Source organism: Acidobacteriota bacterium (genome assembly GCA_009838525.1).
Taxonomy (GTDB): Bacteria; Acidobacteriota; Vicinamibacteria; order Vicinamibacterales; family UBA8438; genus VXRJ01.
Genome location: VXRJ01000029.1, coordinates 1 through 24,853, shown reverse-complemented (window position 1 = coordinate 24,853; position 24,853 = coordinate 1). Strand labels below are relative to the sequence as shown.

General features: G+C 69.0%; 25 protein-coding genes, 6 tRNA genes and 1 pseudogene. All 32 read right to left on the bottom strand.

What is annotated here, in order from left to right:
• Window positions 1-262: hypothetical protein (locus F4Y45_12810; protein MXY25384.1), on the bottom strand; the 262-nt coding region annotated here is incomplete at its 3' end.
• A 135-nt stretch (window positions 263-397) separates the two neighbouring features.
• A pseudogene (rpoB, locus tag F4Y45_12805) lies at window positions 398-4,534 on the bottom strand (DNA-directed RNA polymerase subunit beta).
• Between the two features lie 37 nt (window positions 4,535-4,571).
• The gene (locus F4Y45_12800; GenBank protein MXY25383.1) at window positions 4,572-4,961 is read right to left on the bottom strand and encodes a 50S ribosomal protein L7/L12; all 390 of its coding nucleotides are present in this window, start codon (window positions 4,959-4,961) and stop codon (window positions 4,572-4,574) included.
• Window positions 4,962-4,963: 2 nt separating this feature from the next.
• Window positions 4,964-5,494: a 50S ribosomal protein L10 gene (locus tag F4Y45_12795; protein MXY25382.1), complete on the bottom strand. Its 531-nt coding sequence runs from the start codon at window positions 5,492-5,494 to the stop codon at window positions 4,964-4,966.
• Window positions 5,495-5,525: 31 nt separating this feature from the next.
• Window positions 5,526-6,230, bottom strand: coding sequence for a 50S ribosomal protein L1 (locus F4Y45_12790; GenBank protein ID MXY25381.1), 705 nt, complete (start codon window positions 6,228-6,230; stop codon window positions 5,526-5,528).
• Window positions 6,227-6,664, bottom strand: a complete 438-nt coding sequence (rplK, locus tag F4Y45_12785; GenBank protein MXY25380.1) for a 50S ribosomal protein L11 — start codon at window positions 6,662-6,664, stop codon at window positions 6,227-6,229. The genes F4Y45_12790 and rplK overlap by 4 nt, the downstream gene beginning before the upstream one ends.
• Window positions 6,665-6,671: 7 nt before the next feature.
• On the bottom strand, window positions 6,672-7,214 hold the full coding sequence (gene nusG / locus F4Y45_12780; GenBank protein MXY25379.1) for a transcription termination/antitermination protein NusG: 543 nt from the start codon (window positions 7,212-7,214) through the stop codon (window positions 6,672-6,674).
• A gap of 14 nt (window positions 7,215-7,228) precedes the next feature.
• Complete coding sequence (secE, locus tag F4Y45_12775) at window positions 7,229-7,489, bottom strand: preprotein translocase subunit SecE (GenBank protein MXY25378.1); 261 nt, start codon at window positions 7,487-7,489, stop codon at window positions 7,229-7,231.
• 29 nt (window positions 7,490-7,518) lie between these two features.
• A tRNA-Trp gene (locus F4Y45_12770) sits at window positions 7,519-7,594 on the bottom strand.
• A gap of 42 nt (window positions 7,595-7,636) precedes the next feature.
• Window positions 7,637-7,786, bottom strand: a complete 150-nt coding sequence (gene rpmG / locus F4Y45_12765) for a 50S ribosomal protein L33 (protein ID MXY25377.1) — start codon at window positions 7,784-7,786, stop codon at window positions 7,637-7,639.
• A 33-nt stretch (window positions 7,787-7,819) separates the two neighbouring features.
• Window positions 7,820-9,007 (bottom strand): elongation factor Tu, encoded by a 1,188-nt coding sequence (tuf, locus tag F4Y45_12760; GenBank protein MXY25376.1) that lies wholly within the window; start codon window positions 9,005-9,007, stop codon window positions 7,820-7,822.
• Window positions 9,008-9,053: 46 nt separating this feature from the next.
• A tRNA-Thr gene (locus F4Y45_12755) sits at window positions 9,054-9,128 on the bottom strand.
• Window positions 9,129-9,163: 35 nt separating this feature from the next.
• Window positions 9,164-9,238, bottom strand: a tRNA-Gly gene (locus F4Y45_12750).
• A gap of 31 nt (window positions 9,239-9,269) precedes the next feature.
• A tRNA-Tyr gene (locus tag F4Y45_12745) sits at window positions 9,270-9,356 on the bottom strand.
• 40 nt (window positions 9,357-9,396) lie between these two features.
• Window positions 9,397-9,473: transfer RNA gene (locus F4Y45_12740), tRNA-Thr, on the bottom strand.
• Between the two features lie 180 nt (window positions 9,474-9,653).
• Window positions 9,654-11,090: a DUF222 domain-containing protein gene (locus F4Y45_12735; protein ID MXY25375.1), complete on the bottom strand. Its 1,437-nt coding sequence runs from the start codon at window positions 11,088-11,090 to the stop codon at window positions 9,654-9,656.
• A gap of 302 nt (window positions 11,091-11,392) precedes the next feature.
• A complete protein-coding gene (locus F4Y45_12730; GenBank protein MXY25374.1) occupies window positions 11,393-11,863 on the bottom strand; it encodes a DinB family protein in 471 nt (156 codons plus the stop codon).
• 89 nt (window positions 11,864-11,952) lie between these two features.
• The gene (rlmB, locus tag F4Y45_12725; GenBank protein MXY25373.1) at window positions 11,953-12,717 is read right to left on the bottom strand and encodes a 23S rRNA (guanosine(2251)-2'-O)-methyltransferase RlmB; all 765 of its coding nucleotides are present in this window, start codon (window positions 12,715-12,717) and stop codon (window positions 11,953-11,955) included.
• Between the two features lie 95 nt (window positions 12,718-12,812).
• On the bottom strand, window positions 12,813-14,039 hold the full coding sequence (locus F4Y45_12720) for a 2-C-methyl-D-erythritol 2,4-cyclodiphosphate synthase (GenBank protein MXY25372.1): 1,227 nt from the start codon (window positions 14,037-14,039) through the stop codon (window positions 12,813-12,815).
• The gene (locus F4Y45_12715) at window positions 14,018-14,494 is read right to left on the bottom strand and encodes a hypothetical protein (GenBank protein ID MXY25371.1); all 477 of its coding nucleotides are present in this window, start codon (window positions 14,492-14,494) and stop codon (window positions 14,018-14,020) included. Before F4Y45_12715 ends, F4Y45_12720 begins: the two co-directional genes overlap by 22 nt.
• A 314-nt stretch (window positions 14,495-14,808) precedes the next feature.
• Window positions 14,809-15,540 (bottom strand): 1-acyl-sn-glycerol-3-phosphate acyltransferase, encoded by a 732-nt coding sequence (locus F4Y45_12710; protein MXY25370.1) that lies wholly within the window; start codon window positions 15,538-15,540, stop codon window positions 14,809-14,811.
• A 3-nt stretch (window positions 15,541-15,543) separates the two neighbouring features.
• Window positions 15,544-16,962 (bottom strand): DNA repair protein RadA, encoded by a 1,419-nt coding sequence (gene radA / locus F4Y45_12705; protein MXY25369.1) that lies wholly within the window; start codon window positions 16,960-16,962, stop codon window positions 15,544-15,546.
• Between the two features lie 19 nt (window positions 16,963-16,981).
• Window positions 16,982-18,250: an alanine racemase gene (alr, locus tag F4Y45_12700; protein ID MXY25368.1), complete on the bottom strand. Its 1,269-nt coding sequence runs from the start codon at window positions 18,248-18,250 to the stop codon at window positions 16,982-16,984.
• A complete protein-coding gene (dnaB, locus tag F4Y45_12695; GenBank protein ID MXY25367.1) occupies window positions 18,153-19,604 on the bottom strand; it encodes a replicative DNA helicase in 1,452 nt (483 codons plus the stop codon). Before dnaB ends, alr begins: the two co-directional genes overlap by 98 nt.
• 86 nt (window positions 19,605-19,690) lie before the next feature.
• Window positions 19,691-20,284 (bottom strand): 50S ribosomal protein L9, encoded by a 594-nt coding sequence (locus F4Y45_12690; protein MXY25366.1) that lies wholly within the window; start codon window positions 20,282-20,284, stop codon window positions 19,691-19,693.
• A gap of 39 nt (window positions 20,285-20,323) precedes the next feature.
• Window positions 20,324-20,614: a 30S ribosomal protein S18 gene (rpsR, locus tag F4Y45_12685; GenBank protein MXY25365.1), complete on the bottom strand. Its 291-nt coding sequence runs from the start codon at window positions 20,612-20,614 to the stop codon at window positions 20,324-20,326.
• On the bottom strand, window positions 20,611-21,225 hold the full coding sequence (rpsF, locus tag F4Y45_12680; GenBank protein ID MXY25364.1) for a 30S ribosomal protein S6: 615 nt from the start codon (window positions 21,223-21,225) through the stop codon (window positions 20,611-20,613). Before rpsF ends, rpsR begins: the two co-directional genes overlap by 4 nt.
• A 53-nt stretch (window positions 21,226-21,278) precedes the next feature.
• Complete coding sequence (locus F4Y45_12675; protein ID MXY25363.1) at window positions 21,279-21,836, bottom strand: aminoacyl-tRNA hydrolase; 558 nt, start codon at window positions 21,834-21,836, stop codon at window positions 21,279-21,281.
• Window positions 21,837-21,893: 57 nt separating this feature from the next.
• Entirely contained in the window at window positions 21,894-22,553 is a 660-nt protein-coding gene (locus F4Y45_12670) for a 50S ribosomal protein L25 (protein ID MXY25362.1), read from the bottom strand.
• 57 nt (window positions 22,554-22,610) lie between these two features.
• Entirely contained in the window at window positions 22,611-23,615 is a 1,005-nt protein-coding gene (locus F4Y45_12665; protein ID MXY25361.1) for a ribose-phosphate pyrophosphokinase, read from the bottom strand.
• 4 nt (window positions 23,616-23,619) lie between these two features.
• Window positions 23,620-23,693: transfer RNA gene (locus F4Y45_12660), tRNA-Gln, on the bottom strand.
• 112 nt (window positions 23,694-23,805) lie between these two features.
• Entirely contained in the window at window positions 23,806-24,780 is a 975-nt protein-coding gene (gene ispE, locus F4Y45_12655; protein MXY25360.1) for a 4-(cytidine 5'-diphospho)-2-C-methyl-D-erythritol kinase, read from the bottom strand.
• Between the last annotated feature and the right edge of the window lie 73 nt (window positions 24,781-24,853).

Below are 24,853 nucleotides of genomic sequence, written 5' to 3'. Positions count from 1 at the left end.
CGCCGCACTTGTCGCAGATGACGCCGCGGTGCTTCATCCGCTTGTACTTGCCGCAGAGGCACTCCCAGTCGTTGACCGGGCCGAAGATCTTGGCGCAGAAGAGGCCGTCGCGTTCCGGCTTGAAAGTCCGGTAGTTGATGGTCTCCGACTTGGTCACCTCGCCATGCGACCACGAGCGGATCTTCTCCGGCGAGGCCAGCGTGATCCGGATGGCGTCGAAGTCAACCGTCAGGGCGCCGCGGTCCGCATAGATGTGCTGCATCGGTTAAACCTCGCTCTCCATGCCCGCCGCCGCCGCGACGGCCGCTTCGTCCTCCGCGCCATCCTCTGCCCCGGCGCCCTCCGCGTCGGCGCCCTCCCCGTCGTCCAGGGACGGCTCCGGCGGCGGCCGACGCGTCTTGATCAGGTCGACATCCAGGCAGAGCGCCTGCAACTCCCGGATCAACACGTTGAACGACTCCGGCAGTCCGGGGGCGAACGACGCATCGCCCTTCACAATCGCCTCGTAGATCTTGGAGCGGCCCGTCACGTCGTCCGACTTGGCGGTCAGCAGCTCCTGCAGGATGTGCGCGGCGCCGTACGCTTCCAGCGCCCACACCTCCATCTCACCGAACCGCTGCCCGCCGAACTGCGCCTTGCCGCCGAGCGGCTGCTGCGTAATCAGCGAGTAGGGTCCAATCGACCGGGCGTGGATCTTGTCGTCCACCAGGTGCGAGAGCTTCAGCATGTAGATGTAGCCGACGGTGACCTTCTGCTCGAACGGCTCGCCGGTCATCCCATCGTACAGGGTCGTCTTCCCGTCGCGCGGGAGGCCTGCCTCCTCCAGCAGGCCCTTGATCTCCGTCTCGCGCGCGCCGTCGAAGACCGGCGTGGCGAAGTAGAGGCCGAGCGCCTGCGCGGCCCACCCCAGGTGAGTCTCGAGAATCTGTCCCACGTTCATGCGGGACGGCACCCCGAGCGGGTTGAGGACAATCTCCACCGGCTTGCCGTCCGGCAGCCGCGGCATGTCCTCCTCCGGCAGGATGCGCGCGATGACCCCCTTGTTGCCATGGCGGCCCGCCATCTTGTCGCCGACCGACAGCTTCCGCTTCATGGCGACGTAGACCTTGACCATCTTGATCACGCCCGGCGGCAGCTCGTCGCCCAGGCGGACCTTCTCCTTCTTCTCCTCGAAGCGCTGCCGGATCAGGTCCTCCTGCTGCGCGGTCCGATTCCGGATCGCCTGGATCTCCGACTTCGCCTGCGCGCTGAGCCCGTTCAGCTTGACGCGCAGCAGGTCGGAGTAGACGAGGCCCTGGATCGTCTCTTCGGTCAGCGTGGACCCCTTGGCGAGAAGCGCGTCGCCGGTCTCGATGTCACGCAGATCGCTGCTGAGCGTCCGGTCCAGGAGCATCGGCAGCAGCCGCTTCTTGACCTCGTCGTGGAGAATGCGAACCTCGTCGCGCAGGTTCGTCTCCATCATCTCGAGCTCTTCGGCCTCGATCGACCTGGCGCGATCGTCCTTCTCGGTGCCCTTGCGCGAGAAGATCCGGACCCCGACGACGATTCCCTCGATGCCTGGCGGGCAGACGAGCGACGCGTCGCGCACGTCGCCCGCCTTCTCGCCGAAGATGGCGCGCAGCAGCTTCTCTTCCGGCGTCAACTGCGTCTCGCCCTTCGGCGTCACCTTCCCGACCAGGATGTCGTTCGGCTTGACGTAGGCGCCGATCCGGATGATCCCGCTCTCGTCGAGGTCGTTCAGGAAGCCCTCGGAGACGTTCGGGATGTCGCGCGTGATCTCCTCCGGCCCGAGCTTCGTGTCGCGCGATTCGATCTCGAACTCCTCGATGTGAATGGACGTGTAGTAGTCGTCCTTCACGAGGCGTTCCGAGACCAGGATGGCGTCCTCGAAGTTGTAGCCGCGCCACGGCATGAACGCGACCAGCACGTTGCGCCCGAGAGCCAGCTCGCCCCGGTCCGTGCACGGCCCGTCGGCCAGCACCTGGCCGCGGTCGACGCGCTGCCCCACCTCCACGATCGGCTTCTGGTTGATGCAGGTGTTCTGGTTGGAGCGGCGGAACTTCGTCAGGGTGTAGATGTCCGCGCCCATCTCGGTCGATGGCTCCTCGTCGGACGTCTCTCCCTCCACCCGGACGACGATCCGCTGCGAATCGACCAGGTCGACCACGCCGGCGCGGCGCGCCGTGACCACCGCGCCCGAATCGCGGGCCGTGATGTGCTCCATGCCCGTTCCGACGTACGGCGCGCGCGCGCGGAGCAGCGGCACCGCCTGGCGCTGCATGTTCGATCCCATCAGCGCGCGGTTCGCGTCGTCGTGCTCGAGGAACGGAATGAGCGATGCCGCGACGGAGACGAGCTGTTTCGGCGACACGTCGATGTACTCGATCTTCGCGCGCGGCTCCAGCTTGAAGTTGCCGGCCTGCCGGGCGTTGATCCGCTCGTCGAGCAGCCGCCCTTCGGCATCGAGGCGCGCGTTCGCCTGCGCGATGACGTACTTGTCCTCCTCCCACGCCGAGAGGTAGAACGAGTGCGGCTCGACCACCGCGGGCTGGCGGTTCCGTTCCCGCAGCGCGGCGTTCGCCGCCTCCGCTTCCGTCGCCTCGACGATGTCGCCCGGCTTGAACTTCGCTTTGCCGGGATCCGCGACGCGGACGTAGTCGACCGTCCGCCCGTTCTTCACCTTCCGGTACGGCGACTCGATGAAGCCGAACTCGTTGATCCGCGCATAGCACGACAGCGACGAGATCAGGCCGATGTTCGGACCCTCCGGCGTTTCGATGGGACAGATGCGTCCGTAGTGCGTCGGATGGACGTCGCGCACCTCGAACCCGGCCCGCTCGCGCGACAGACCGCCCGGTCCGAGCGCCGACAGCCTGCGCTTGTGCGTGATCTCGGACAGCGGGTTCGTCTGATCCATGAACTGCGAAAGCTGCGACGACCCGAAGAACTCACGGATCGCCGCCATCACCGGCTTCGCGTTGATCAGGTCGTGCGGCATGGCGGTCGCCATTTCCTGGTAGACCGACATCTTCTCCTTGATGGCCCGCTCCATCCGAACCAGCCCGATCCGGAACTGGTTCTCGAGCAGCTCGCCGACCGACCGGACCCGCCGGTTGCCCAGGTGATCGATGTCGTCGACGTTCTGGGGGTTGCGGCGGAGGGTCAGCAGGTACCTGATCACCGAGACGAAGTCGGACTGTCCCAGCACGCGATCGTCGAGCGACGTGTCGAGGCCCAGCTTCGTGTTCAGCTTCAACCTTCCGACCCGCGAGAAGTCGTACTTCTGCGGATTGAAGAAGAGCGTCTCGAACAACGTGCGCGAGCTGTCGAGGGTCGGCGGATCGCCCGGCCGCATCCGCCGGTAGATCTCGATCAACGCCTCCTCGTGCGTCTTCGACTGGTCCTTGTCCAGGGTATTGGAGAGCGCCGCGCCGACTTGGTCTCTCTCCGGGAAGAACAGCTCGACGTCGCCGATTTCGCGCTCCTGCAGCATCGAGACGAGGCGAGTGGTGATCTTCTCGTTTGCCTCTACCATCACCTCCCCGGTCTCCGGGTCGACGATGTCCACCACCGCGCACGCCCCGTCGAGCTCCTCGGGAGCCAGCTCGATCCGCGTATGGCCCGCGGCAAGAAGCTGCTCGATGGCGCTGCGGCTGAGCTTGCGGCCCTTCTTGATGACGGCGTCGCGGTCCGGCAGCTCGACGTCGACGCCGATGCGGCGTCCCAGCAGGCGCTCGCTGACGTTCCACTCGACCCTCTCCCGTCCAACCGCCACCCGCGTCACGTCGTAGAAGGTGCGGATGATCTCGTCGACGCTCTGGAGGCCCAGTGCGCGCAGGAAAACGGTGGCCAGAATCTTCCGCTTGCGGTCGATCCGGACCTGCAGCAGGTTCTTGGAGTCCAGCTCGAATTCGACCCAGGAACCGCGGTACGGAATGATCTGCGCGACGAACGCCGACTTGTCCTCGGAGTGGAAGAACACGCCGGGAGAGCGGTGCAACTGCGAGACGATCACCCGTTCCGTGCCGTTGATGATGAACGTGCCGTTGTCCGTCATCAGCGGGATCTCGCCGAAGTAGACCTCCTGCTCCTTGATGTCGCGGAGCTGCCGCACGCCCGTCTCCGGATCCTTGTTGTAGACCCCGAGCCGGATCGTCACCTTGAGCGGAACGGCATAGGTCATGCCCCGCTCCTGGCATTCCTCGACGTCGTACTTCAGCTTGAGGCCGAGGCGCTGTCCGCCGAAGTCGCGCACCACGTGGTAGCGCACGCCGGGCACGTCGGCCGCCGGTTCCCAGTCGCCGATGGAGTAATCGACGAACTCGAGCTGCGAGTTTTCCCGGAAGTCGCTGATCGGGAAGACCGACTTGAACACCGACTGCAGACCGGCGTCCTCCCGTTCGTCGGGCATCCGGTTCATCTGCAGGAAGCGCTCGTACGACTTTTTCTGGATCTCTATGAGGTTCGGGATCGGAACCGCCGTTGGGATCTTCGAGAAGTCCCGGCGTTCGCGATAGACGTTCCTGGGCAGAATTTGCTGCACGGCTGAACTCCTTCGCGTGACGGCGGGTTTACTTGATCTCGGTCTTCGCGCCTACTTCCTCGAACTTCTTCGCAATCGCCTCCGCCTCGTCCTTGGGGATCGCTTCCTTGACCGCGTTCGGCGCACCCTCCACCAGGTCCTTCGCCTCCTTGAGGCCGAGGCTGGTCACCTCGCGCACCACCTTGATCACCTTGATCTTCTGCGACCCGATCTCGGTCAGCGTCACGGTGAACTCGGTCTGCTCCTCTTCCGCGGGGGCGGCTCCGCCCGCCGGCGCCGCGCCCGCCACTGCGACCGGCATCGCCGCCGCGGCCGAGACGCCCAGCTCCTCTTCAAGTCGCTTGACGAGCTCGGACAGCTCGAGCACCGACATTCCCTTGATGTAATCGACAACCTGATCCTGAGTCACTTCAGCCATGGTTAGCCTTCCTCCTTCGCCTTCTCTTCCGCCTGCTTCAGTACGGCCAGCAAGTTGCTCGGTGCGGCATTGAGCAGCCGCAGGAAATTCGTTGCCGGCGCGTTCAGAAGCATCAGCAGCTTCGCCTGCAACTCCGGCTTGCCGGGCAGTTCCGACAGGCCGGCCACGCCGTCCGGCTCGACCGTCCGACCCTGCACGACGGCCGCGCCGAGGGTCAGTTCCGGTGCATCCTTGGCGAAATCGACCAGCGCCTTCGCCAGCGCCACCGGGTCGTCGCCGCTGTAGGCGAGGGCGGTGGAGCCCTCCAGCCGGTCGCACAGCGCCTCGAACGGGGTTCCCTCCAGCGCTCGCCGCGCGAGGGAGTTCTTCACGACGCGGTAGCTCCCGTCCGCGCCCCGCACCTTCCGGCGCAGGTCGGTCACGGTAGGAACGTCGAGCCCCTTGAAGTCGACCAGAATGACGCTCTCGGCGCCGCTCAGTTCGCCCCGGAGAGCGTCCAGCCGAGTTTCCTTCTCTGCCCTGCTGAGTGCCATCGTGCTGCCTGTATCCCGTCTGCCGCCCCCGCTAACCCTTGGCGCCCGCCTCGACGCTCGCGGTGTCGATCGGCACCCCCGGACCCATCGTCGACGCGATGGCGATGCTCCGGACGTAGCGGCCCTTCGCGGCGGCCGGCTTTGCCTTGATCACGCTCGCGGCGAGGGCCATCGCGTTCTCGTGCAACTGCGGCACCTCGAACGACGCCTTGCCGATCGGCGCGTGCACGACGCCCGCCTTGTCTACGCGGTACTCCACCTTGCCCGCCTGGATCTCCCGGACCGCCCGGCCGACGTCGAGAGTCACGGTGCCGGTCTTCGGGTTCGGCATCAGGCCGCGGGGACCGAGCACGCGTCCGAGCCGGCCGACCACGCGCATCATGTCGGGCGTGGCGACGACGGCGTCGAAATCGAGCCAGCCGCCGGCGATCTTCTCCACCAGCTCCTCGCCGCCCACGACGTCGGCGCCCGCCTCCTGCGCCTCTTCCTGCCGGTCCGGCCCGGCAATCACCACCACGCTCTTGGTCCGCCCCAGGCCGTGAGGCAGCACGACCGTGCCGCGCACCATCTGATCCGCATGCTTCGGGTTGACGCCGAGACGCATCGCCATCTCCACCGTCTCGTCGAACTTGGCGAACGTCAGGCTCTTGACCAGCGGCAACGCCTCGTCGAGCGTGTACGGCGTCCGGTCCACCTTCGCCTGCGCCGCCGCGAACTGCTTGCCGCTCTTCTTCATTCGTCGACCCTGCCCTCTACCTCGATGCCCATCGACCGCGCGGTGCCGGCGACAATCTCGGCCGCCCCCTCGATCGAGTTGGCGTTCAGGTCGGGCATCTTCGTCTTGGCGATCTCGCGCACCTGCTCCAGCGTCACGTGGCCGACCTTCGTCCGGTTCGGCTCGCCGGACCCCTTGGCGATGTTGGCCGCGCGCTTCAGCAGCACGGCGGCCGGGGGCGTCTTGGTGATGAAGCTGTAGGAGCGGTCGGCGTAGACGGTGACCACGGCGGGAATGATCAGCCCCTCCTGGCTGGCCGTCTTCGCGTTGAACGCCTTGCAGAAGTCCATGATGTTGACGCCGTGCGGGCCCAGCGCGGTTCCGACCGGCGGGGCCGGCGTCGCCTTCCCGGCGGCGATCTGCAGTTTCACCTGTCCGATGACCTTCTTCGCCATGACTGCGTCAGATCTTCTCCACTTGCAGGAAGTCGAGCTCCACGGGGGTCGCGCGCCCAAAGATGGTCACCATCACCCGCAGCGTGTTGCGATCCATGTTCACGTCGTCCACCACGCCGTTGAAGCTGGCGAACGGCCCCTCGTTAATCCGGACCTGGTCGCCCTTGTCGAACGTGTACTTCGGCTTCGGCTGCTCGGCCGCCACCGTTACTTGGTGCAGGATCTGGTCGACTTCCTCCCGCGTCAGGGGGGTCGGCTTCGACCCGGCCCCTACGAACCCGGTCACCTTCGGCGTGTTCTTCACCACGTGCCACGCCTGATCGGACATCTGCATCTCGACCAGGATGTAGCCGGGGAAGAACCGTTTCGACGTAATCACCTTCCGGCCGCCCCGCATCTCGACGACGTCCTCCGTCGGCACGAGCACCTCGCCGATCTCGTCCTCCATGCCGTAGGCCTGCACGCGCTGCTTCAGCGAGTCCTCCACCTTCTTCTCGAAGCCGGAGTACGTGTGCACGATGTACCAGCGCCGGGTAGCTACGTCAGTCATCGTTCATTACTCTGCTAAACGCCGAACGCCTGGAACACGCCGCGCGCAAGCCGGTCGAGCACCAGGTCGATGCCCCACAGATACAGGCCGAAGGCGATCGAGACGAGGATCACGACGATGGTGGTCGCCTGCACTTCCCGCCACGTGGGCCAGGTGACGCGCTCCATCTCGTTGCGCACCTGCGCCAGGAAGGTGCGGGACCGGCCCCACCAGCCGAACACGCCCGGCGCGTAGGGGGTCACCTCGCGCGCGGTCTTCGTCCTTGCGGGCTTCACGTCGTCTCCTCTAGGTCCTCAGTGAAAACTGGCAGGCCAGGAGGGGCTCGAACCCCCAGCCCCCGGTTTTGGAGACCGGTGCTCTACCAATTGAGCTACTGGCCTGCTTATCTCCGGCGTATGACGCGGGCGCCCCGCGCCACCGCACTACTTCGTCTCCCGGTGCGGCTTGTGTGCCCGGCACCACCGGCAGTACTTCTTCATCTCCAGCCGGTCGGGCGTCGTCCGCTTGTTCTTCGTGGTCGTGTAGGTTCGCCGTTTGCACTCCGTACACGCCAGAATCACGATACTGCGCATGGTGACGCCTCCCGGTCCGTTCCGCGTGCCCGCCTACTCGACGATGTCGGTAATCGTCCCCGAGCCGACCGTTCGGCCGCCTTCACGGATCGCGAACCGCAACCCCTTCTCGAGCGCGACCGGCGTGATCAGCTCCACCGTGATCGACACGTTGTCGCCGGGCATCACCATTTCGACGCCGTCCGGCAGCTCCGCCACACCCGTCACGTCCGTCGTCCGCAGGTAGAACTGCGGCCGGTACCCCTTGAAGAACGGGGTGTGCCGTCCCCCCTCCTCCTTGGTGAGGACGTACACCTCGCCCTTGAACTTCGTGTGGGGCGTAATCGACTTCGGCTTCGCAAGGACCTGGCCCCGCTCCACCTCGTCCTTCTCCGTGCCGCGCAGCAGCACGCCGATGTTGTCGCCGGCGACGCCCTCGTCGAGCAGCTTCCGGAACATCTCTACGCCGGTCACGACCTTCTTGCGCGTCTCCGCGAAACCGACGATCTCGACCTCTTCACTGGTATTGACCTTGCCGCGCTCGACGCGTCCGGTCACGACCGTGCCACGGCCCGAGATGGAGAAGACGTCCTCGATCGGCATGAGGAACGGCTTGTCGACGTCGCGCTCCGGCAGCGGGACGTAGTCGTCGACTGCCGCCATCAGCTCCTCGATCGCCTTTTCACCGTCCGTATCTCCCTCCAGAGCCTGAAGCGCCGAACCCAGGACGACCGGAACGTCGTCACCCGGGAACTCGTAGCTGCTGAGGAGCTCGCGCACCTCCAGTTCCACGAGCTCGAGCAGCTCGGGGTCGTCGACGGCGTCCACCTTGTTCAGGAAAACCACCAGCGACGGGACGCCGACCTGGCGCGCGAGCAGGATGTGCTCCCGCGTCTGCGGCATGACGCCGTCGGTCGCCGCCACGACGAGGATCGCCCCGTCCATCTGCGCGGCGCCGGTGATCATGTTCTTGATGTAGTCGGCATGACCCGGACAGTCGACGTGCGCGTAGTGCCGGTTGGCGGTCGTGTACTCGACGTGGGCGGTGGCGATGGTGATGCCCCGCTCCTTTTCCTCCGGCGCGTTGTCGATCTCGTCGAACGCCCGCACCGTGTTGGTCGGATCGTTCTTGGCCATGACGGAGGTAATCGCCGCCGTCAGCGTCGTCTTGCCGTGGTCGATGTGACCGATCGTGCCGATGTTCACGTGCGGCTTGGATCGATCGAACTTTTCCTTCGCCATGCCTGCCTTTCCTTCCTCTTTGGGTGTGCCGTCCCGCCAACGTGTGTGGAGCCGATGACCGGGCTTGAACCGGTGACCTCGTCCTTACCAAGGACGCGCTCTACCGCTGAGCTACATCGGCTCGAGCCGCCCTCCGTGCGTGGTCCCGATAAATGCTGGAGCGGGAGACGGGGATCGAACCCGCGACCAACAGCTTGGAAGGCTGTGACTCTACCACTGAGTTACTCCCGCTTCGTTCCCCGCGCCCCCCGTATCTGCAACCTGGTGGCGAGGGGAGGATTCGAACCTCCGAAGCCGCTAGGGCGACAGATTTACAGTCTGTTGCGTTTGACCGCTCCGCAACCTCGCCGAACTTTTCCCGCTGCTACTGCGTCGCGTTCGCTGCCTGATGGAGCTGGCGAAGGGATTCGAACCCCCGACCCGCTGATTACAAATCAGCTGCTCTGCCTGACTGAGCTACGCCAGCAGGACGAACCCTGCATCTTAGCACAGTCAGAGCGGCACCGGCAAAAGCACACTCTCTTTCCAACGACACCTGAGCGCGATTCCAACGACAGATGAGCCTCAAGCGGCGTTCCCCCCGTGCTTCGGTGGCCGCAGTCCGCCCTCAGCGACGGCAAACAGGAGTCGACCTGCCAGGTCGAGTCTACGGCCCCGCAGCCTCCTCCGCACCCGGACTGCCTCCCGGCCTCCACGCGACACCGATCACATAGGGCAGGTCCAGCCGCTCGCCAGCCCAGTTGGGAATCGACGTATTGGCGTCGATCTCGATGCCGTCCTCGGCAAGCTTCGCGTCCATCGGCGCCAGCGGCGCACCCGACCAACTGGGAGGCGCGGGCACCGTCTGCAACAACTGGCCATTCGGCCGTGTGAACCGCGGCTGACCTTCCGCATCAAGGGTCAGGCCGAATCCCTCCTCGTGCACCGCGCGATGATGCCGCCTACAGAGCAGCACCAGGTTGTCCAGCTTCGTTGTACCGCCATCCGCCCAGTGCTTGACGTGATGAGCGTCGCAGCGCCGCGCCTCACAGCCGGGGAAGCGGCAGTGCTGGTCCCGTGACTCCTGGGCCCGGCGCAACGCAGGGGAGACCGTCCGCGTCTTGCGTCCAACATCAAGAACATTGCCCTTGGCGTCATGGCGCATCACCACCTTGCCGGCATCGCAGGCAACACGCCGGGACGTTTCCGCGGAAACGCGGATCCCGCCCGCTTCCTCCAGGGCAGCCTGCCCGGCACTCGCCAACCCTTTGCCCGAGTTGTTCTCGCTCGGACCGTCGGTCGCCCCGGACGTTTCCGCGGAAACGTCGTCCCGCAATGTCTCCGGGTCGACGTGCACGACCACCTGGTAGCGGTCGCCCGCCGTCCCCGTGTCCAGCTTCGCGGCAAGCGCGCTCTCCGCAATCAGCCCCAGCGCATCCCCCCGCCGGCAGGCCGGCGATTCCTTCTCCACGTTCTTCGGCTCCGCGTCCTTCGCTTCCTGGTAGAGCTGCTCGGACGCCGCCTCGATGGCCCGTCGCACCACCGCGCCCAACTCCGGCGTCAACAACGCCCGGACGACGAACATGCCGTCGACATCCGGATAGATGCTGAGCTCCTGGTTCCGCCGCCGCTTCGCGTCCTCCCGCCCCTCCTGCTGGCGGTCGCACAGCCGCCACGCCCGGGCGATGCGCTCGAGGTCGGCCGCCGTCGACTGGCGGGCGAGATGCAGCAGGCGGTCCTCGGTCGCCGCCGTCGCGACCCGGGTGATGGCGCGCACCTTCGAGTAAGAGATCTGGCCCCGCCGCAGCGCGTCGGAGGTCTTCGGCAGGTCGGCCAGGGCATGCGCCACCCGCACGTACTCCCGCGCGGTGCCGGGGGCCAGGTTGGCCCGCCAGCTCAGCCACTGGGGGTAGGACGTGGCGCCCGACCAGCCTCCCAGCTCGTCGAAGCGGCGGATACGGACCAGCAGCTCGTAGATGGCGGCGTCGATGCGGGCGGAGAGCTCGGCGATCTCGTTCTCGAGGCGGTTGCGCTCTTCGCGGTTCCGGCGGAGCTCGTCGGGAGACGGAATCGGGGCCTTGTCGGACGTCGTGGAAGTGTTCATACCTCCAGTGTAAACCACTGTATTTAGACCGTTTAGCTTCGACTGTGGCGGTCGCGCCGAGGCCCAGATGAACCTGCCGTCGCGATTCGCGGCCGCGTCGCTCTACGGCGCTGTCAGGCTGCTGGAACGGCGTGTTTACCCACCGGTTGGGAAGTTCCGGAGGGGCCTCGGAAAAAACGTGTCAAGCAGATTCTCGGTTGATCTGCCGCGTTTGATTCGACGTCATCTCGAGTTCGATCCCGACACCCCTCGAGCTCGTCGCCGAGGCGACCCACCCCGAGCAGGGGCAGATTGCCACCCGCTCACTCCATGTAGGGCATCGGCGGGGTCTTGCCGCGGAGCCGCGCGTACACCGTCAACGCGCCCCGGTGGTGGGCCGTGTGGTCGGTAATCGCCCCAAAGATCGCCGCGCGCGGCTGGTCGCCGAGGATGGGACCGGCCGGCAGCGGGCGGCTCCAGTCGTCGTCCGACTTCGACTCGATCACCTGGCGAGCGTTGTCGACCGCCCGCGTGAACCACGCGCGGGCGTCGGCGAGCGACGTTACCTCGCGCACCTTTCGATCGAGCGCCTCGAACTCCAGGCTGAACCCGGTCGGGCTGAACGCGCCCTCAACGAACCAGTCGATGGTCTGGGCCGCGTGCGCCACGTGCTGGGCCGCGGTGAAGGTGCCCTCCGCGGGGGCGTAGCCCGAGTCGTCCTCGGTCAGGGCGCGGGTGCTGCGGTCGAAATACTCCCGTGCCTCGTCCAGATCGCGAAGCAAGCGTTCCTTCATCGGTCCGTTCTCCGTTTCTCGCGCAACCAACCCTGTAGGCCCCGGGCCATTCGACGGCGCGGGCCTTTGAGTTGTTCCAGCGTAACAGGTTACCGCACGCGGGAGCTTGTGCTACGGGGCTGGGCGTTGCGGTCCGGGTGCGACGGTGGGCGACGTTGCCGGACCGCCTCGAACAGGGCGATGCCCGCCGCGACGGACGCGTTCAGGCTGTCCAGCCGCCCCGCCAGGGGAAGCGCGGCAAGCCAGTCGCACCCCTCCCGGACCAGGTGACGGAGGCCCCGTCCCTCGCCGCCGACGACGAGCGCCACCGGCACACGCAGGTCGATCTCGTAGATCGTCCGCGGCGCCTCCGCGTCAAGGCCGACCGTCCAGACTCCCGCCGACCGGAGCTCGGCGAGAGCCCGCGCGACGTTCACGACCGGCGCCACGGGAAGGTGGGCCAGTGCCCCGGCCGACGCCTTGACCGCCGCCGCCGTCAACGGCGCCGCGCGCCGCGTCGGCACCACCAGGCCGGACGCCCCGGCCGCCTCTGCCGTCCGGGCGATCGCGCCCAGGTTGTGAGGATCCTCGATGCCGTCCAGCACCACGATCAGCGCCGGCGCCCCGCCTTCGACCAGATCGCGGACCGCGCGGGGCTCGGGCGGACGAATCGTCGCCACCACGCCCTGGTGGACGCCGCCCGACGCGAGGCGATTCAACTCGTCCGGCTCGGCGCGCCGGACCTCCACGCGCCCCCGCTCCGCCAGGCGGAGCAGCTCGTCGAGGCGGCCCTGCCGCCGCCTACTCACCGTGAGGGCCGTCACATGCCCGCCGCGGAGCGCCTCCAGCACCGGGTTGAGGCCGTAGATCACCATGGCGGGTTTGGCGCGACGTCCTGGGAACCCTGGGAACGCAGCGGGGGTTTCACCACGGGTCGCTAGGAATGTAGCGGGAGTTCCACCACGGGCTCCTACGGTGCCGGCACGTCCCGCACGACCGGCACGACGGTCGCGACAGCATGGACGACGATCCCCTCGCCGCGGCCCACGGCGTCCATTCCCTCGGCCGTCTTTGCCTTGATGCTGATCGCGCCGGGCGGGATGCCGAGCGGATCCGAAAGGCGCTCACGCATTGCCTCGACGTGCGGCCCGAGCTTCGGCCGCTGGGCGATGACGACGACGTCGACGTTGCCGGGAGCGAAGCCGTGCGCGCGCACAATCGCCACCGCCCCCCGCAGCAGCTCGATGCTCGACGCGCCCTTCCACCGCGGATCGGTATCGGGAAAGTGCCGGCCGATGTCGCCCGCCGCCGCCGCGCCCAAGAGCGCGTCGGTCACCGCGTGGCAGACCCCGTCGGCGTCGGAGTGGCCGGCCAGACCGACGTCGTGCGGGATCTCGATCCCGCCCAGGATCAGGGGACGCCCCGCCTCCGTGCGATGCGAGTCATAGCCGAAGCCGATCCGGACCGCGCCGCCGCCCGTTCCGAGACGCGCCATGGCCTCGTCCACATCCGCCGCCGTCGTCACCTTCACGTTCGCGGGATCGCCCTCCACCAGCCGGACCGGGTGTCCGGCCCGCTCCGCGAGCAGCGCCTCGTCGGTCGCCTCGACACCCTTCCGTCCCAGGGCGACGGCCTCCCGAAGGACGTCGAGGCGGAAGCCCTGCGGCGTCTGGGCCAGCCAGATGCGGTCCCGCGGCAGCGTCGCCGCCACCATCACGGGGTCCGCCGCCCCGGCCGCCGCCATCGCGGGGTCGGCCATCCCGGCCGCCTCCTTGACGGTGTCGGTCGCCCGGAGGGCGGGCACCGCCGCTCCGGTTTCCGCGGCGGCGTCGATGACGCGGTCTATCAGCGCGGCGCTGCAGAAGGGGCGCGCCGCATCGTGCACGAGGACGATGTCGGCGCCCTCCCCGACCGCGTCGACGCCCGCCGCCACCGAGTCCTGCCGCCGGGCGCCGCCCGCGACGACGCGGACCGGCGACGCGCAGGCCGCCAGCCCCGGCGGCGGCGACTGCGCAGCATCGGCCGGGAGCACGACGATGAGCTCGGCGACGCGGTCGTGCCGATCGAACGGGGCGACGCCATGCTCCAGCAGCGTCCGGCCGCCGGCGCGGCGGAACTGCTTCGGCACGCCGCCGCCAGAACGGCGCCCGCGCCCTCCCGCGGCAATCACCGCCGCTACCCGGACGGAATGATCCATCGGCCTGTCTCTGTCCCTCCCGCCGCTTCCAGCACCCGCGCCGCGCTCAAACTGAGCACGTGCTCCAGATCCGCCACGAGCACGGGGCGCGGAGCATACACCACCAGCAACACCCGCGCCGCGTCCGGCGTAATCATCGTCCGCGCGGAATCGGACGTCGGATTCCCGAACGGTCCGGCCGCGTCGTACAACGCCGGCCGCCCACCCACATGCACCACCGGCTTGCCGATTCCGGCGTACTCGTCGCCGTCGCCCCCGCGCCGCAGCACGATCGGTCCCGTCACCCGGTCGAGGTCGTACAGGCCGAACGGCAACTGCGTCACCAGCGAACAGGCGTTGCAGGCATCCACCAGCGTGTTGATGCGGGGCCAGGGCAGGCCGCGACGGACCCGCCGCCACAGCGCCTCGGACGACGGGCGGGTGCGGGTCGGATCGATCCCGAATCGCCGGTACATCGCGCGGACCAGCGCCACGCGCGCCTCCGCCGCGGCGCCGACCGTCAGTTCCGAGGTCGATTCCACGCCGGCAAGGGCGGGAGAGGCCGCCTCCGGCCCTCGATCGTCGGCCGTTACGCGGACCGACACGCCCTCGAACCGCAGCACGCCGAGGCGCACCACGTCGTGCAAGTCACCGGCAACGGATACGCCCGCGTCCGCGGCGGTGCAGGTAGCCCCGGCGTTGGCGGCGGCGGTGCGGGTGGCCCCGGCCGCGGCGGTGCGGGTGGCTCCCCCGCCGGCGCCGCTCGCGGCCGGGGTTGCCGGCGTGCCGGTCATCGCCCCTCCAACTCCGCCACCGTCGCCGAGACCACGCCCTGCGCCTGCTCCGCCAACCGCGTCACGTCGTCGCGGGTGAGGCCGCCGGTGGGAATCGGGTCGTGCACGACAATCGACACGTCGCCCGGGCAAGTCATCAGCCGTCCCTTCAGCATGACATGGCGCGTGCCGCTGACGGCCACCGGCACCAGGTCGGCGCCGGCCTCGATCGCGAGCAGGAACAGTCCCCGCTTGAACCGCGCGACCCGCCCATCGCGGCTCCGCGTCCCCTCCGGAAAGACGATCAGCGAGTCGCCGCGCTCGATCATCCGCGCCACCTGGCCGAGCGCGGTGACGCCGGCCCGCTTCCGGTCGACCAGCAGGTGGCCGGTCCAGCGCAGGTGCCAGCCGATCACGGGAAACGCTCCGAGCGACGCCTTCGCAATGATCCGGAGTTGCGCCGGGATCGACGCGAACAGCACCGGGATGTCGTAGATGCTCTGATGGTTGGAGACGAAGATGTACGACCGGTCGCGCTCCACGCGATCGAGGCCGCGCGCGTCGACGCGGACGCCGGTCGTGCCCAGGATCCAGCGCGACCAGGCGCGCGCGCAGCCATGCGCCAGCCGACCGCGCCGGTCGACCAGCATCGAGGCGAGCGACAGCATCCCCAGCACGAGGGTGTAGACCGAGATGGCGGGGATCAGCCAGAAGACCGTCCGCCACCAGTGGAACGGCGGGAGCCGCATCTCTCAGGCGAGCGCCTCCAGCGCCTCCTCCACCGAGCGGACGCCCACCAGCTCGCATCGCGCATCCGCCTCACCGTCGGCGCCGGACGCCGTCGCCTCGGCCGCCGCGCCGGCATTCGCCTCCGGCAGCACGCACCGCCGGAAGCCGAGCTGCGCCGCTTCCTTGACCCGCAGGTCCGCCTGGGTGGTCCCGCGCACCTCGCCCCCCAGGCCTACCTCGCCGAAGATCGCGGTGCCGGGACGGACCCCCCGGTTGCGGAGGCTCGACGCCACCGCGGCGACCACGCCGAGATCCGCCGCCGGCTCGTTCACCTCCAGGCCCCCCGCCACGTTGACGAAGACGTCCTCGCCGGCGAGGCTCAGCCCGGCGCGTTTCTCGAGCACGGCGAGCAGCAGCGACAGCCGGTTCTGATCGATCCCGCTCGCCATCCGCCGCGCCGTCCCGTAGGCGCCGGCCGCAACCAGAGCCTGCACCTCGACCAGGATGGGCCGCGTCCCTTCCGCCGAACAGAGCACGACGGAGCCGGGCACGCTGGCCGGGCGCTCCGAGAGAAACATGCGCGACGGATTCGGCACCGGCACGAGGCCGGTCCCGGTCATCTCGAACACTCCCAGCTCGCTCGCCGCGCCGAAGCGGTTCTTGACCGCCCGGACGATCCGGTGGGCATGATGCCGCTCCCCCTCGAAGTAGAGCACCGTATCGACGACATGCTCCAGGACCTTCGGGCCGGCCAGGCTGCCGTCCTTCGTCACGTGTCCCACGAGCAGGGTGGGCAGGTTGCGCCGCTTGGCGTTGAACATCAGGTGCGTCGCCGCCTCGCGCACCTGACCGACGCTGCCCGGCGCGGACGTGAGCTGCAGCGAGTAGATGGTCTGAATGGAGTCGACCACGAGGAGCGCCGGCGACACACGGTCCACGGCGGCGAGAAGCCGCTCCAGGCAGGTCTCGGCCAGCAGATACAGCGGGACGGACTCGCTGATGCCCAGACGCCGGCCCCGCTCCTTCACCTGCCGCTCGGATTCTTCGCCCGACGCGTAGAGGACCGGGCCGACCGCTCCCGCCACCGCGCCGGCCGACTGCAACAGCAGCGTCGACTTGCCGATCCCCGGCTCGCCTCCCACCAGCACCACCGAGCCGGCGACGACCCCGCCGCCCAGCACGCGGTCGAACTCGCCGAAGCCGCTCGTGAAGCGGGCCGCCTGCTCCAGGTCCACCTCGGCGTAGCGGCGCACCTTGGCCGGCTCGCCCGCCGCCGCGCCGCCGTAACGGCCCGGCTCGCCGCCGGCGGCGGGCGCCTCCGGCTCCTCGACCATCGTGTTCCAGGCCCCGCAGTCGCCGCACTGGCCGGACCACTTGCGCGCCCGGCTGCCGCACGACTGGCAGACGAACACCGTCCGCCCGCCGGTCTTCGCCTTTGCCATCTGTGGTTTGACGGGAAGCTCAGCGATTATATGTCCGCACTATCCGCGCCCCGACCCGGCAGAGCACCTCGTGCGGCACCGTGCCAATCGCCCTGGCGATCTCGTTGGCGCCGATCCTCGCGCCCGCCTGCTCGCCCAGGATCACCACGTCATCGCCCGGGCCGGCCGGCACCGCGGTCACGTCGACCGTCAGCGAGTCCATCGCGACCGTCACGACGTCGGCGCGCGCGCCGCCTATCAGCACCGACCCGCGGCCCGCGAGCCGCAGGTCGAGCCCATCGGCGTAGCCGGCCGGAATGATCGCCACCCGCATCGGCCGGTCGGCCACGAACCGCGCGCCGTAGCCGGCCGACTCGCCCGGCCACATCCCCTTGACGGCGACGATGCGGCTGCGGACCGACATGACGGGCCGGAGCTCGAGATCGGTTTCGAGCGGCGACGGCTCGATGCCGTACAGCAGCAGGCCGGGCCGGACCGCGTCGTACCACGTGCGCGGATCCCGCAGGAGCGCGGCACTGTTCGCGGCGTGCCACCGCACGCCGTCCAGCCCGAACCCGCGGGCCGCGCCGCGCACCGCCTCGAACCGTTCGCGCTGCTCCGCGAACAGCGGGTGGCCGGCCAGCTCGGCGGTGGCGAACTGCGTGTAGACCGAGTCCACCACCAGGTGCGGCGAGCCGACGACCTCGGGCAACGTGTCGCGCAGGTTGTCGTCGCGGAAGCCGAACCGGTGCATGCCGGTGTCTATCTTCAGATGCACGCGCAGCCGTACGCCACGCGCCCCGGCCGCCTCGGCCAGCGCCCGCGCCGCGCCCGGCGACGAGACGGTAGGCGTCAGATCGTGTTCGAAGAGTCCGGCCAGGTCGCTCACGCTCAGGGCGCCGAACACCAAGATCGGCGCCGATACCCCCGCCGCGCGCAGCTCGATCCCCTCCTCGATGTCGGCGCAGGCGAGCAACGGCATCGACGACGCCGGCGCGCCGCCTTCCGCCGCCGCCCGTTCGAGGGCCAGGGCGACCGGCGCCGCGCCATGGCCGTAGGCGTTCGCCTTGACGACGGCGATCACATGAGGCGGAGCGGAACGTCCCGCCGCGCGGCTGCCCGCCACATGGCGCAGGATCGCGCCGTAGTTGTGGACCAGGGCGTCGAGATCGACGGTGGCGTGGGTCGGACGAATCACCGGACTCGACCCGTTACTCGTCGTCCAGCAGCGGATCCGAGAGGAAGTCGGAATCCGACCCCGAGTCGATCTCGTCCGGCGGCGGCTCCCGGTCGTCCCGTGCGTAGTCAGGCGCCGCCCCCGGCCGCGCGAGCATCTCGAACCGGGTCTGTTCCTTCAGGAAGGCGAGCTTCACCGTACCGGTCGGGCCGTTCCGCTGCTTGCCGATGATGATCTCGGCAATACCGTCGTTCTCCGGCGTCGACTCGTACATCTCTTCCCGGTAGATGAACATCACGACGTCGGCGTCCTGCTCCAGCGCGCCCGACTCCCGCAGGTCGGAGAGCTGCGGGCGGCGGTCCGTCCGCGCACGCGATTCCGGCGCGCGGCTGAGCTGCGAGAGGGCGATGACCGGCACGTTCAGTTCCTTCGCCAACTGCTTCAGGGCGCGCGAGATGGACGCCAGCTCCTGCGTCCGGTTCTCGAACCGGCCGCGCCCCTGCATCAACTGGAGGTAGTCGATGACCAGCAGGTCGAGACCGTGCTCCGCCTTGAGCCGGCGCGACTTCGCGCGCATCTCCAGCACGCCGATGCCGGCCGTGTCGTCGATGTGCATGCGCATCTCGGCCATCCGTCCCATGGCGCGGGTCAGGGCGCCGTAGTCCGCCTGGGTCAGCAGGCCGGTCCGGAAACGGTGCGAATCGACCTGCGCCTCCGAGGTGAGCAGCCGCATGAAGAGCTGCTCCTTCGCCATCTCCAGGCTGAAGACGCCGACCGTCCGCCCGTTCCCCAGCGCCACGTTGCGGCCGATGTTCAAGGCGAACGCGGTCTTCCCCATCGAGGGGCGGGCGGCCACGATAACGAGATCGGCCGGCTGGAGACCCGCCGTCAATTCGTCGATGTCCTCGAATCCGGTCGCCACGCCGGTGACGAAACCCTGCTGCGACTGCAGCCGCTCGACCGTGTCGCCGCCCGCCTCGACCAGCTTGGCCATGGAGACGAACCCGCTCGAGATGCGCCCCTCGGCGATCTCGAAGATCTCCTGCCCCGCCCGGTCGAGGACGTCATCCGCCGACTCGTCGGAGGCGTAGGCGGTGGCGGCGATGCGGTTGGCCGAGTTGATCAGCGCGCGAAGGGTCGCGTGCTCCTTGACGATGTGGGCGTAGTGCTGGACGTTGGTCGAGCGGGGCACGCCATCGGCGAGCGCGGAAATGTAGGCGGCGCCGCCCACCTGTTCGAGCTGGTCGCCCCGAGTCAGTTCCGCCCGGAGGGTGACCAGGTCGATCGGATCGCCCCGCTCGGAGAGGGCGACCATGACGTCGAAGACGCGGCGGTGGGCGTCGCGGAAGAAATCGTCCGAGTCGATCAGTTCCGCGACGACATCGAGGGCGGCGTTGTGGACCAGGATGGCGCCGAGAACGCTCCGCTCCGCCTCCAGGTTGTGCGGGAGCACGCGTTCGGCCTGTCCGGCGGCAGTCGGCGCCATCGTTCCTTCCTAGCAGTCCGTGGTGAAACCCCCGCTACATTCGAGCGGCGATGCATCCCGGCTGATGCGCGCTTCGAGCGTAACGGTCAGGACTCGGTCTCGACCTCCGGTTCCGGCTCCGACGCCGGCGCGTCCGGCAGTTCGTCATCCGACGTGCCGGCGGACGCGGCGGCCACTTCGGCCTCGCCGGTCTCCCCGGTCTCGTCGGCCTGCGGCGCCGCAACCTGGCTGCCGTAGCCTTCCGCCACGACGTTCACCACCACCTCGGCGGTCACATCGTGGTGCAGCTTTATCGGCACCGGGAACGCGCCCAGCGACTTGATCGCCTCGCGCAGGCGGATCTGCTTCTTCGAGATCTCCACCTCGGCGCCCTCGAAAGCCTCGGCAATATCGGCCGAGGTGACCGAACCGTACAGCGTCCCGGTCTGACCGACACGCCGCACGATCGTGCATTCGAGGCCCGCCATCCGGCTCGCGACCGCCTCGGCGGCCACCCGTTCCTCCGCCTCGCGCGCCTCGGCCAGGGACCGCTCCCGCTCCACCTGGCGCTTGTTCGCCTCGGTTACCTGCAACGCCAGCTTCTGCGGCAGGAGGTAGTTGCGCGCATAGCCGTTCGCGACGGTCACGATGTCGCCGCGCCGGCCGAGATGCTCGACATGATTCCTCAGGATGACTTCCATCGTTGCCCTCTGTGGATAGACCGTTCCGGCGGTCGTCTATCAGTCGATGACGTAGGGGATCAGCGCAAGCTGCCGCGCCCGCTTGATGGCCCTAGTCAACGCCCGCTGGCACCTCGCGCAGGTGCCGGAGATCCGTCGCGGCTGGATCTTGCCCCGGTCGCCCAACGCCATCATCAGCAGCCGGACGTCCTTGTAGTCGATGTAGTCGATCTTCTCGACGCAGAAACGGCACACCTTGCGCCGGCGCCCGCCGGTCGGCCGCCGTCCGCCGCCGCCACCCTTGCCCGATCCGCCTCGTCCGCCGCGGCGGCCGTCACGTTCATCGCTCATGACTGCTGCTCCTTGTCCGCCGGCTCGGCCGGCGCCTCATCAGGCTCCGCCGCCGTCTCCGGCTCCGCTGCCGGTTCCGGTTGCGTGTCTTCCGGCTGCGCGTCGCTGGCGGCCGCCGCCTCGGGGGCCGGCGCCTCCGCCGCCGCGGCAACCGGCTCGGCCGCTTCCTCAGCCGTCTCCGTGTCAGTCGCCGCTGCGTCCGCCGCCGCTGGCGCGGCGGGCGCCGTTTCCACGGCGGGCGGCGCCCCCTTGACTCGACGGCGCCCCTGCCGCCCTTGACGCCGTGAGCGCCTGTGCGCCGCCTTGCGCATCACCTCGTCCACCCGGATCACCAGGTGGCGCAGCAACTGCTCCATGACGCGCAGGCGCCGTTCCAGCTCGGTCACCATGTCGCCCGGGCCGGTGATCAGGACGATCACGTACGTGCCCTCGCGGTGGCGGTTGATCTCGTAGGCGAGGCGGCGGCGGCCCCAGACGTCGGTATTGTCTACGGTTCCGCCCAGCTGCTGGACGATCTCGGAAATCCGTTCGTGCAGTTCGTTCACGCCGTCGTCCGTTACCGTCGGACTGACGACGTAGGCCAATTCGTACTGTCGGTGTATTTCGCTCATGCTGCTCCTCTCGGACTGAACGGCCGCCGGCCCTCCGGCGGCAAGGAAGCGTTTCAGTTGAACCGGTTCATCGTCTTCTCGATGCCGTCCGCGATGAACGTTTCCACCGCGTCGGCCGCGCGCTCGATCATCTCCTCCACCGTCTCCATCTCGTCCCGTTCGAACCGCGCCAGCACGTGGTTCGCCAAATCCCGCCGTTCGTCGCCCCGCCCGACGCCGAGTCGCAGCCGCGCGAACCCGAAGGTGCCGAGCGACGCGATGATCGACGACAGCCCGTTGTGGCCGCCGTCCGATCCTTCCGGCCGCGCGCGGAGCTTGCCGAGCGGCAGGTTGACGTCGTCGGCCACCACCAGCAGCGCCTCCGGCTCGATCCGGTAGTAGTGCTGCAGTTCCTGCACCGCCCAGCCGCTCCGGTTCATGTACGTGAGCGGCTTCGCCAGCATGACCCGCGCTTCCGGACCGCGCTGGCGCGCCATCACCGCGTCGGCGGGAGCGGCCTCGAACGCCAGGCCGAACCGCTCGGCCAGCAGATCGACGACGCCAAAACCGACGTTGTGCCGTGTGCCCAAGTACTGCCGCCCCGGATTCCCCAGACCGACGATTAGATGCACGGCATGCTCCGCGCCCCGCCGTCCGCGCCGTCCGCCTCACGCGGCGGCGCGCGGCAGTCAGCTTCCGCCGCCCTCGGCCTTCTCCTCCTTCTCGCCCTCGGCATCTGCCGCGGCTTCGTCCTCGACTTCCTCCTCGTCGCCCTCTTCCTCGCCCGTGTCCACCTTCGACGCCACCACGTGCACCAGCAGCACGTCGAGATCCGTAACCGGCGTCCAGTCCACGTCCTCCGTCACGTCCCGCAGGCGGATGCCCTCGCCAATGTGCAGCGGCGTGACGTCCACCTCGATGTGTTCGGGAATCTCCCTCGGCAGGCACTCCACCTGCACCTCGCGCGTCGTGAAGTCGACCAGGCCGCCCTGCTGCTTGACGCCCGCCGCCTCGCCCGTCAGGTGCACCGGCACGTTCACCGTGATCACCTTGTCGAGGGCAACGCGCAGGAAGTCCACATGCAGCAACTCGTCGGTGAGGGGGCTGAGCTGCACGTCCTTCACGAGCACCGCGCTGCCCCGGCCTCCATCCACCTCGAGGTCGAAGATGGTGTTCAACCCCGACTCAGAATGGAGAAGCCGGAGCAGTTGCTTCGGGTCGATCGTGACCGCCGTGTCGCCGTCCGTGCCGCCGTAGACCACCCCCGGCACCTGGCCGGCGCGGCGCAGGCGGCGCGCTTCGTTCTTGCCGCGCGTCGTCCGGGTGGCGGCCGTCAATGTCAAGTCCATCTCGATGCTGACTCCTGCCGGTCTCGCGCTCGATCCCTCTGGCCGGCTGCCTGCCGCCTAGACGAACAGCGACGAGACCGATGTTTCCTGGTGGATGCTCTCTATCGCCTTTCCCAGCAGCCGGGCGACGGACAACGTCCGGATCTTCGGGCACGCTTCGAACTCGGGGCGGAGCGGAATAGTATCAGTCACGATCAACTGCTCCAGCGCCGAATCCTCGATCCGCTGCAGCGCCGGCCCCGACAGCACGCCGTGCACGGCGCAGCCGATGACGCTCGCGGCCCCGTTCCGCCGCAGCGCGTTGGATGCCTGGGCCAGCGTTCCGGCGGTGTCTACGATGTCGTCGAGCAGGATGCAGGTTCGGCCCTCCACCTCGCCGACGACGTTCATTACCTCGGCGTGCCCGTCCCCCGAGCGCCGCTTGTCGATGATCGCGAGGTCCGCATGGAGCCGCTTCGCGTAGGCGCGCGCCCGCTCCACGCCGCCGGCGTCGGGCGAGACAATCGTGACCTGGTCGTTCGAGCGTGCGCTCGACAGGTACTCGATGAAGACCGGCGTAGCGAACAGGTGGTCGACCGGGATGTCGAAGAAACCCTGGATCTGCGCCTTGTGCAGGTCCATCGTCAGCACCCGGTTGGCGCCCGCGGCGCTCACCAGGTTAGCCACCAGCTTGGCCGAAATCGGCACCCGGGGCTTGTCCTTCCGGTCCTGCCGCGCATAGCCGTAGTACGGCATCACGGCCGTGATCCGCGCGGCCGACGACCGGCGGAACGCGTCGATCATCACGCACAGCTCCACCAGGTGCTGGTCGACCGGCGTGCAGGTGGGCTGCACGATGAACACGTCGGTTCCGCGGATGTTCTCGTCGATCTGGAAGGCGACCTCGGTGTCCGAGAACCGCCGGAGCGCCGCCCGCCCGAGGCCGACGCCTATGCCCCGCGTGATCGCGGCGGCAAGCGCCGGGTGGGCGCTTCCCGAGAAGATCTTCAACTCTCCGTTATGCGTCGGCACGTTCTTCCCGCTACCCGTCCGTTGCAACCCGCTTGCCGAGAAACAGTCAATGAGATGGCTGGGGCGGAAGGATTCGAACCCTCGATCCCGGGACCAAAACCCGGAGCCTTACCACTTGGCCACGCCCCAACGGAAGCAGCCTGCCGTCCGAATCGATGCCTCCCCGCCGATGCGCGCCGCCGGCGCCGACCTCCCATCCGGGCGCCCGCCAACGCCACGCAACCGCGCAGTTTAGATCGGATCAGCGGACACGGGCAACGGCGGTGAGCCGCGCGTGCGCCGCCGCATCCGTCGTCCGGTTCCGCCAGGTTCGCCACCCCTTAAGTCGCGCCGACCGGCGGGCCCGTTCCGCCGCCGCCGCCGACGCGTAGAGGCCGATGACCGCCGATCCGCTGCCCGTCATACCGGCCCGGATCGCGCCCGACGCCTCGAGCCGCCGCACCATCTCGGCGATGGCGGGATGGCGATCCGAGACCGGTCCCTCCAGGTCGTTCCACAGCCGATCCGGCCGCGAGCGCCAGCCCCTCGGCAAGCCGGCCGACGCGCCGGCGTCCACGCCTGGTCCGCCGGCGTCCACGCCGGCAGAAAAATGCCGGCCTGGAGGCCGGCGCACCTTTGGGGGAGGCTGGCGCACCGTGGCATCCTCATCCCACCAGCGATAGGCGTCCGGGGTGGACACCCCGAACGCCGGCGACGCGATGACCACCGCGTAGGGGCCGGCCGGCGCGAGCCGCCGCAACCGCTCTCCCCGCCCCGCCGCCAGCACCGTTCCTCCCTCCAGGAAGAACGGCACGTCGGATCCAATCGCCGCCGCCACCTCGCGCAGCAGGCGGGCCCGCGCCCGCGGGGCCCAGAGTTGCGCCAGGGCCCGCAACGCGGACGCCGCATCGCTGCTCGCGCCGCCAAGCCCGGCGCCCGCCGGCACCACCTTGCGGACTGCCACCGCGACCCCCGATGGCTCCCCGCGCCGCCCCAGGGCGCTCCACAAGGCGGCCCCGGCGGTCCATACCAGGTTGCCCCGGTCGCGCGGCATCGACGCCGTTCGGCTGCGCACCGTGAACGGCCCCGGGCGCTCCGTAACCGTGAGCGTGTCGGCGAGGGCGATCGACTGCAGGATGGTCCGCACCTCGTGGTAGCCGTCGCCGCGCAGGCGCAGCACCTCCAGATGCAGGTTGATCTTCGCGGGGGCGCTCACGCGCAGCCGCGGGCCGCTCATCGCGCCTCCGCCGCCCCGCGCCCTTCCGGCTCCGGCGCCGCCGGCGGGGGCGGGGGCGGGGGCGACCCGTGGG

What these genes read in the sequence shown, in the direction of transcription:
- F4Y45_12800 (MXY25383.1), bottom strand. Translation starts at nt 4,961, where the DNA reads ATGGCTGAAGTGACTCAGGATCAGGTTGTCGATTACATCAAGGGAATG.
- F4Y45_12795 (MXY25382.1), bottom strand. Translation starts at nt 5,494, where the DNA reads ATGGCACTCAGCAGGGCAGAGAAGGAAACTCGGCTGGACGCTCTCCGG.
- F4Y45_12790 (MXY25381.1), bottom strand. Translation starts at nt 6,230, where the DNA reads ATGAAGAAGAGCGGCAAGCAGTTCGCGGCGGCGCAGGCGAAGGTGGAC.
- rplK (MXY25380.1), bottom strand. Translation starts at nt 6,664, where the DNA reads ATGGCGAAGAAGGTCATCGGACAGGTGAAACTGCAGATCGCCGCCGGG.
- nusG (MXY25379.1), bottom strand. Translation starts at nt 7,214, where the DNA reads ATGACTGACGTAGCTACCCGGCGCTGGTACATCGTGCACACGTACTCC.
- rpmG (MXY25377.1), bottom strand. Translation starts at nt 7,786, where the DNA reads ATGCGCAGTATCGTGATTCTGGCGTGTACGGAGTGCAAACGGCGAACC.
- tuf (MXY25376.1), bottom strand. Translation starts at nt 9,007, where the DNA reads ATGGCGAAGGAAAAGTTCGATCGATCCAAGCCGCACGTGAACATCGGC.
- F4Y45_12735 (MXY25375.1), bottom strand. Translation starts at nt 11,090, where the DNA reads ATGAACACTTCCACGACGTCCGACAAGGCCCCGATTCCGTCTCCCGAC.
- F4Y45_12730 (MXY25374.1), bottom strand. Translation starts at nt 11,863, where the DNA reads ATGAAGGAACGCTTGCTTCGCGATCTGGACGAGGCACGGGAGTATTTC.
- rlmB (MXY25373.1), bottom strand. Translation starts at nt 12,717, where the DNA reads ATGGTGATCTACGGCCTCAACCCGGTGCTGGAGGCGCTCCGCGGCGGG.
- F4Y45_12720 (MXY25372.1), bottom strand. Translation starts at nt 14,039, where the DNA reads ATGGATCATTCCGTCCGGGTAGCGGCGGTGATTGCCGCGGGAGGGCGC.
- F4Y45_12715 (MXY25371.1), bottom strand. Translation starts at nt 14,494, where the DNA reads ATGTACCGGCGATTCGGGATCGATCCGACCCGCACCCGCCCGTCGTCC.
- F4Y45_12710 (MXY25370.1), bottom strand. Translation starts at nt 15,540, where the DNA reads ATGCGGCTCCCGCCGTTCCACTGGTGGCGGACGGTCTTCTGGCTGATC.
- radA (MXY25369.1), bottom strand. Translation starts at nt 16,962, where the DNA reads ATGGCAAAGGCGAAGACCGGCGGGCGGACGGTGTTCGTCTGCCAGTCG.
- dnaB (MXY25367.1), bottom strand. Translation starts at nt 19,604, where the DNA reads ATGGCGCCGACTGCCGCCGGACAGGCCGAACGCGTGCTCCCGCACAAC.
- F4Y45_12690 (MXY25366.1), bottom strand. Translation starts at nt 20,284, where the DNA reads ATGGAAGTCATCCTGAGGAATCATGTCGAGCATCTCGGCCGGCGCGGC.
- rpsR (MXY25365.1), bottom strand. Translation starts at nt 20,614, where the DNA reads ATGAGCGATGAACGTGACGGCCGCCGCGGCGGACGAGGCGGATCGGGC.
- rpsF (MXY25364.1), bottom strand. Translation starts at nt 21,225, where the DNA reads ATGAGCGAAATACACCGACAGTACGAATTGGCCTACGTCGTCAGTCCG.
- F4Y45_12670 (MXY25362.1), bottom strand. Translation starts at nt 22,553, where the DNA reads ATGGACTTGACATTGACGGCCGCCACCCGGACGACGCGCGGCAAGAAC.
- ispE (MXY25360.1), bottom strand. Translation starts at nt 24,780, where the DNA reads ATGAGCGGCCCGCGGCTGCGCGTGAGCGCCCCCGCGAAGATCAACCTG.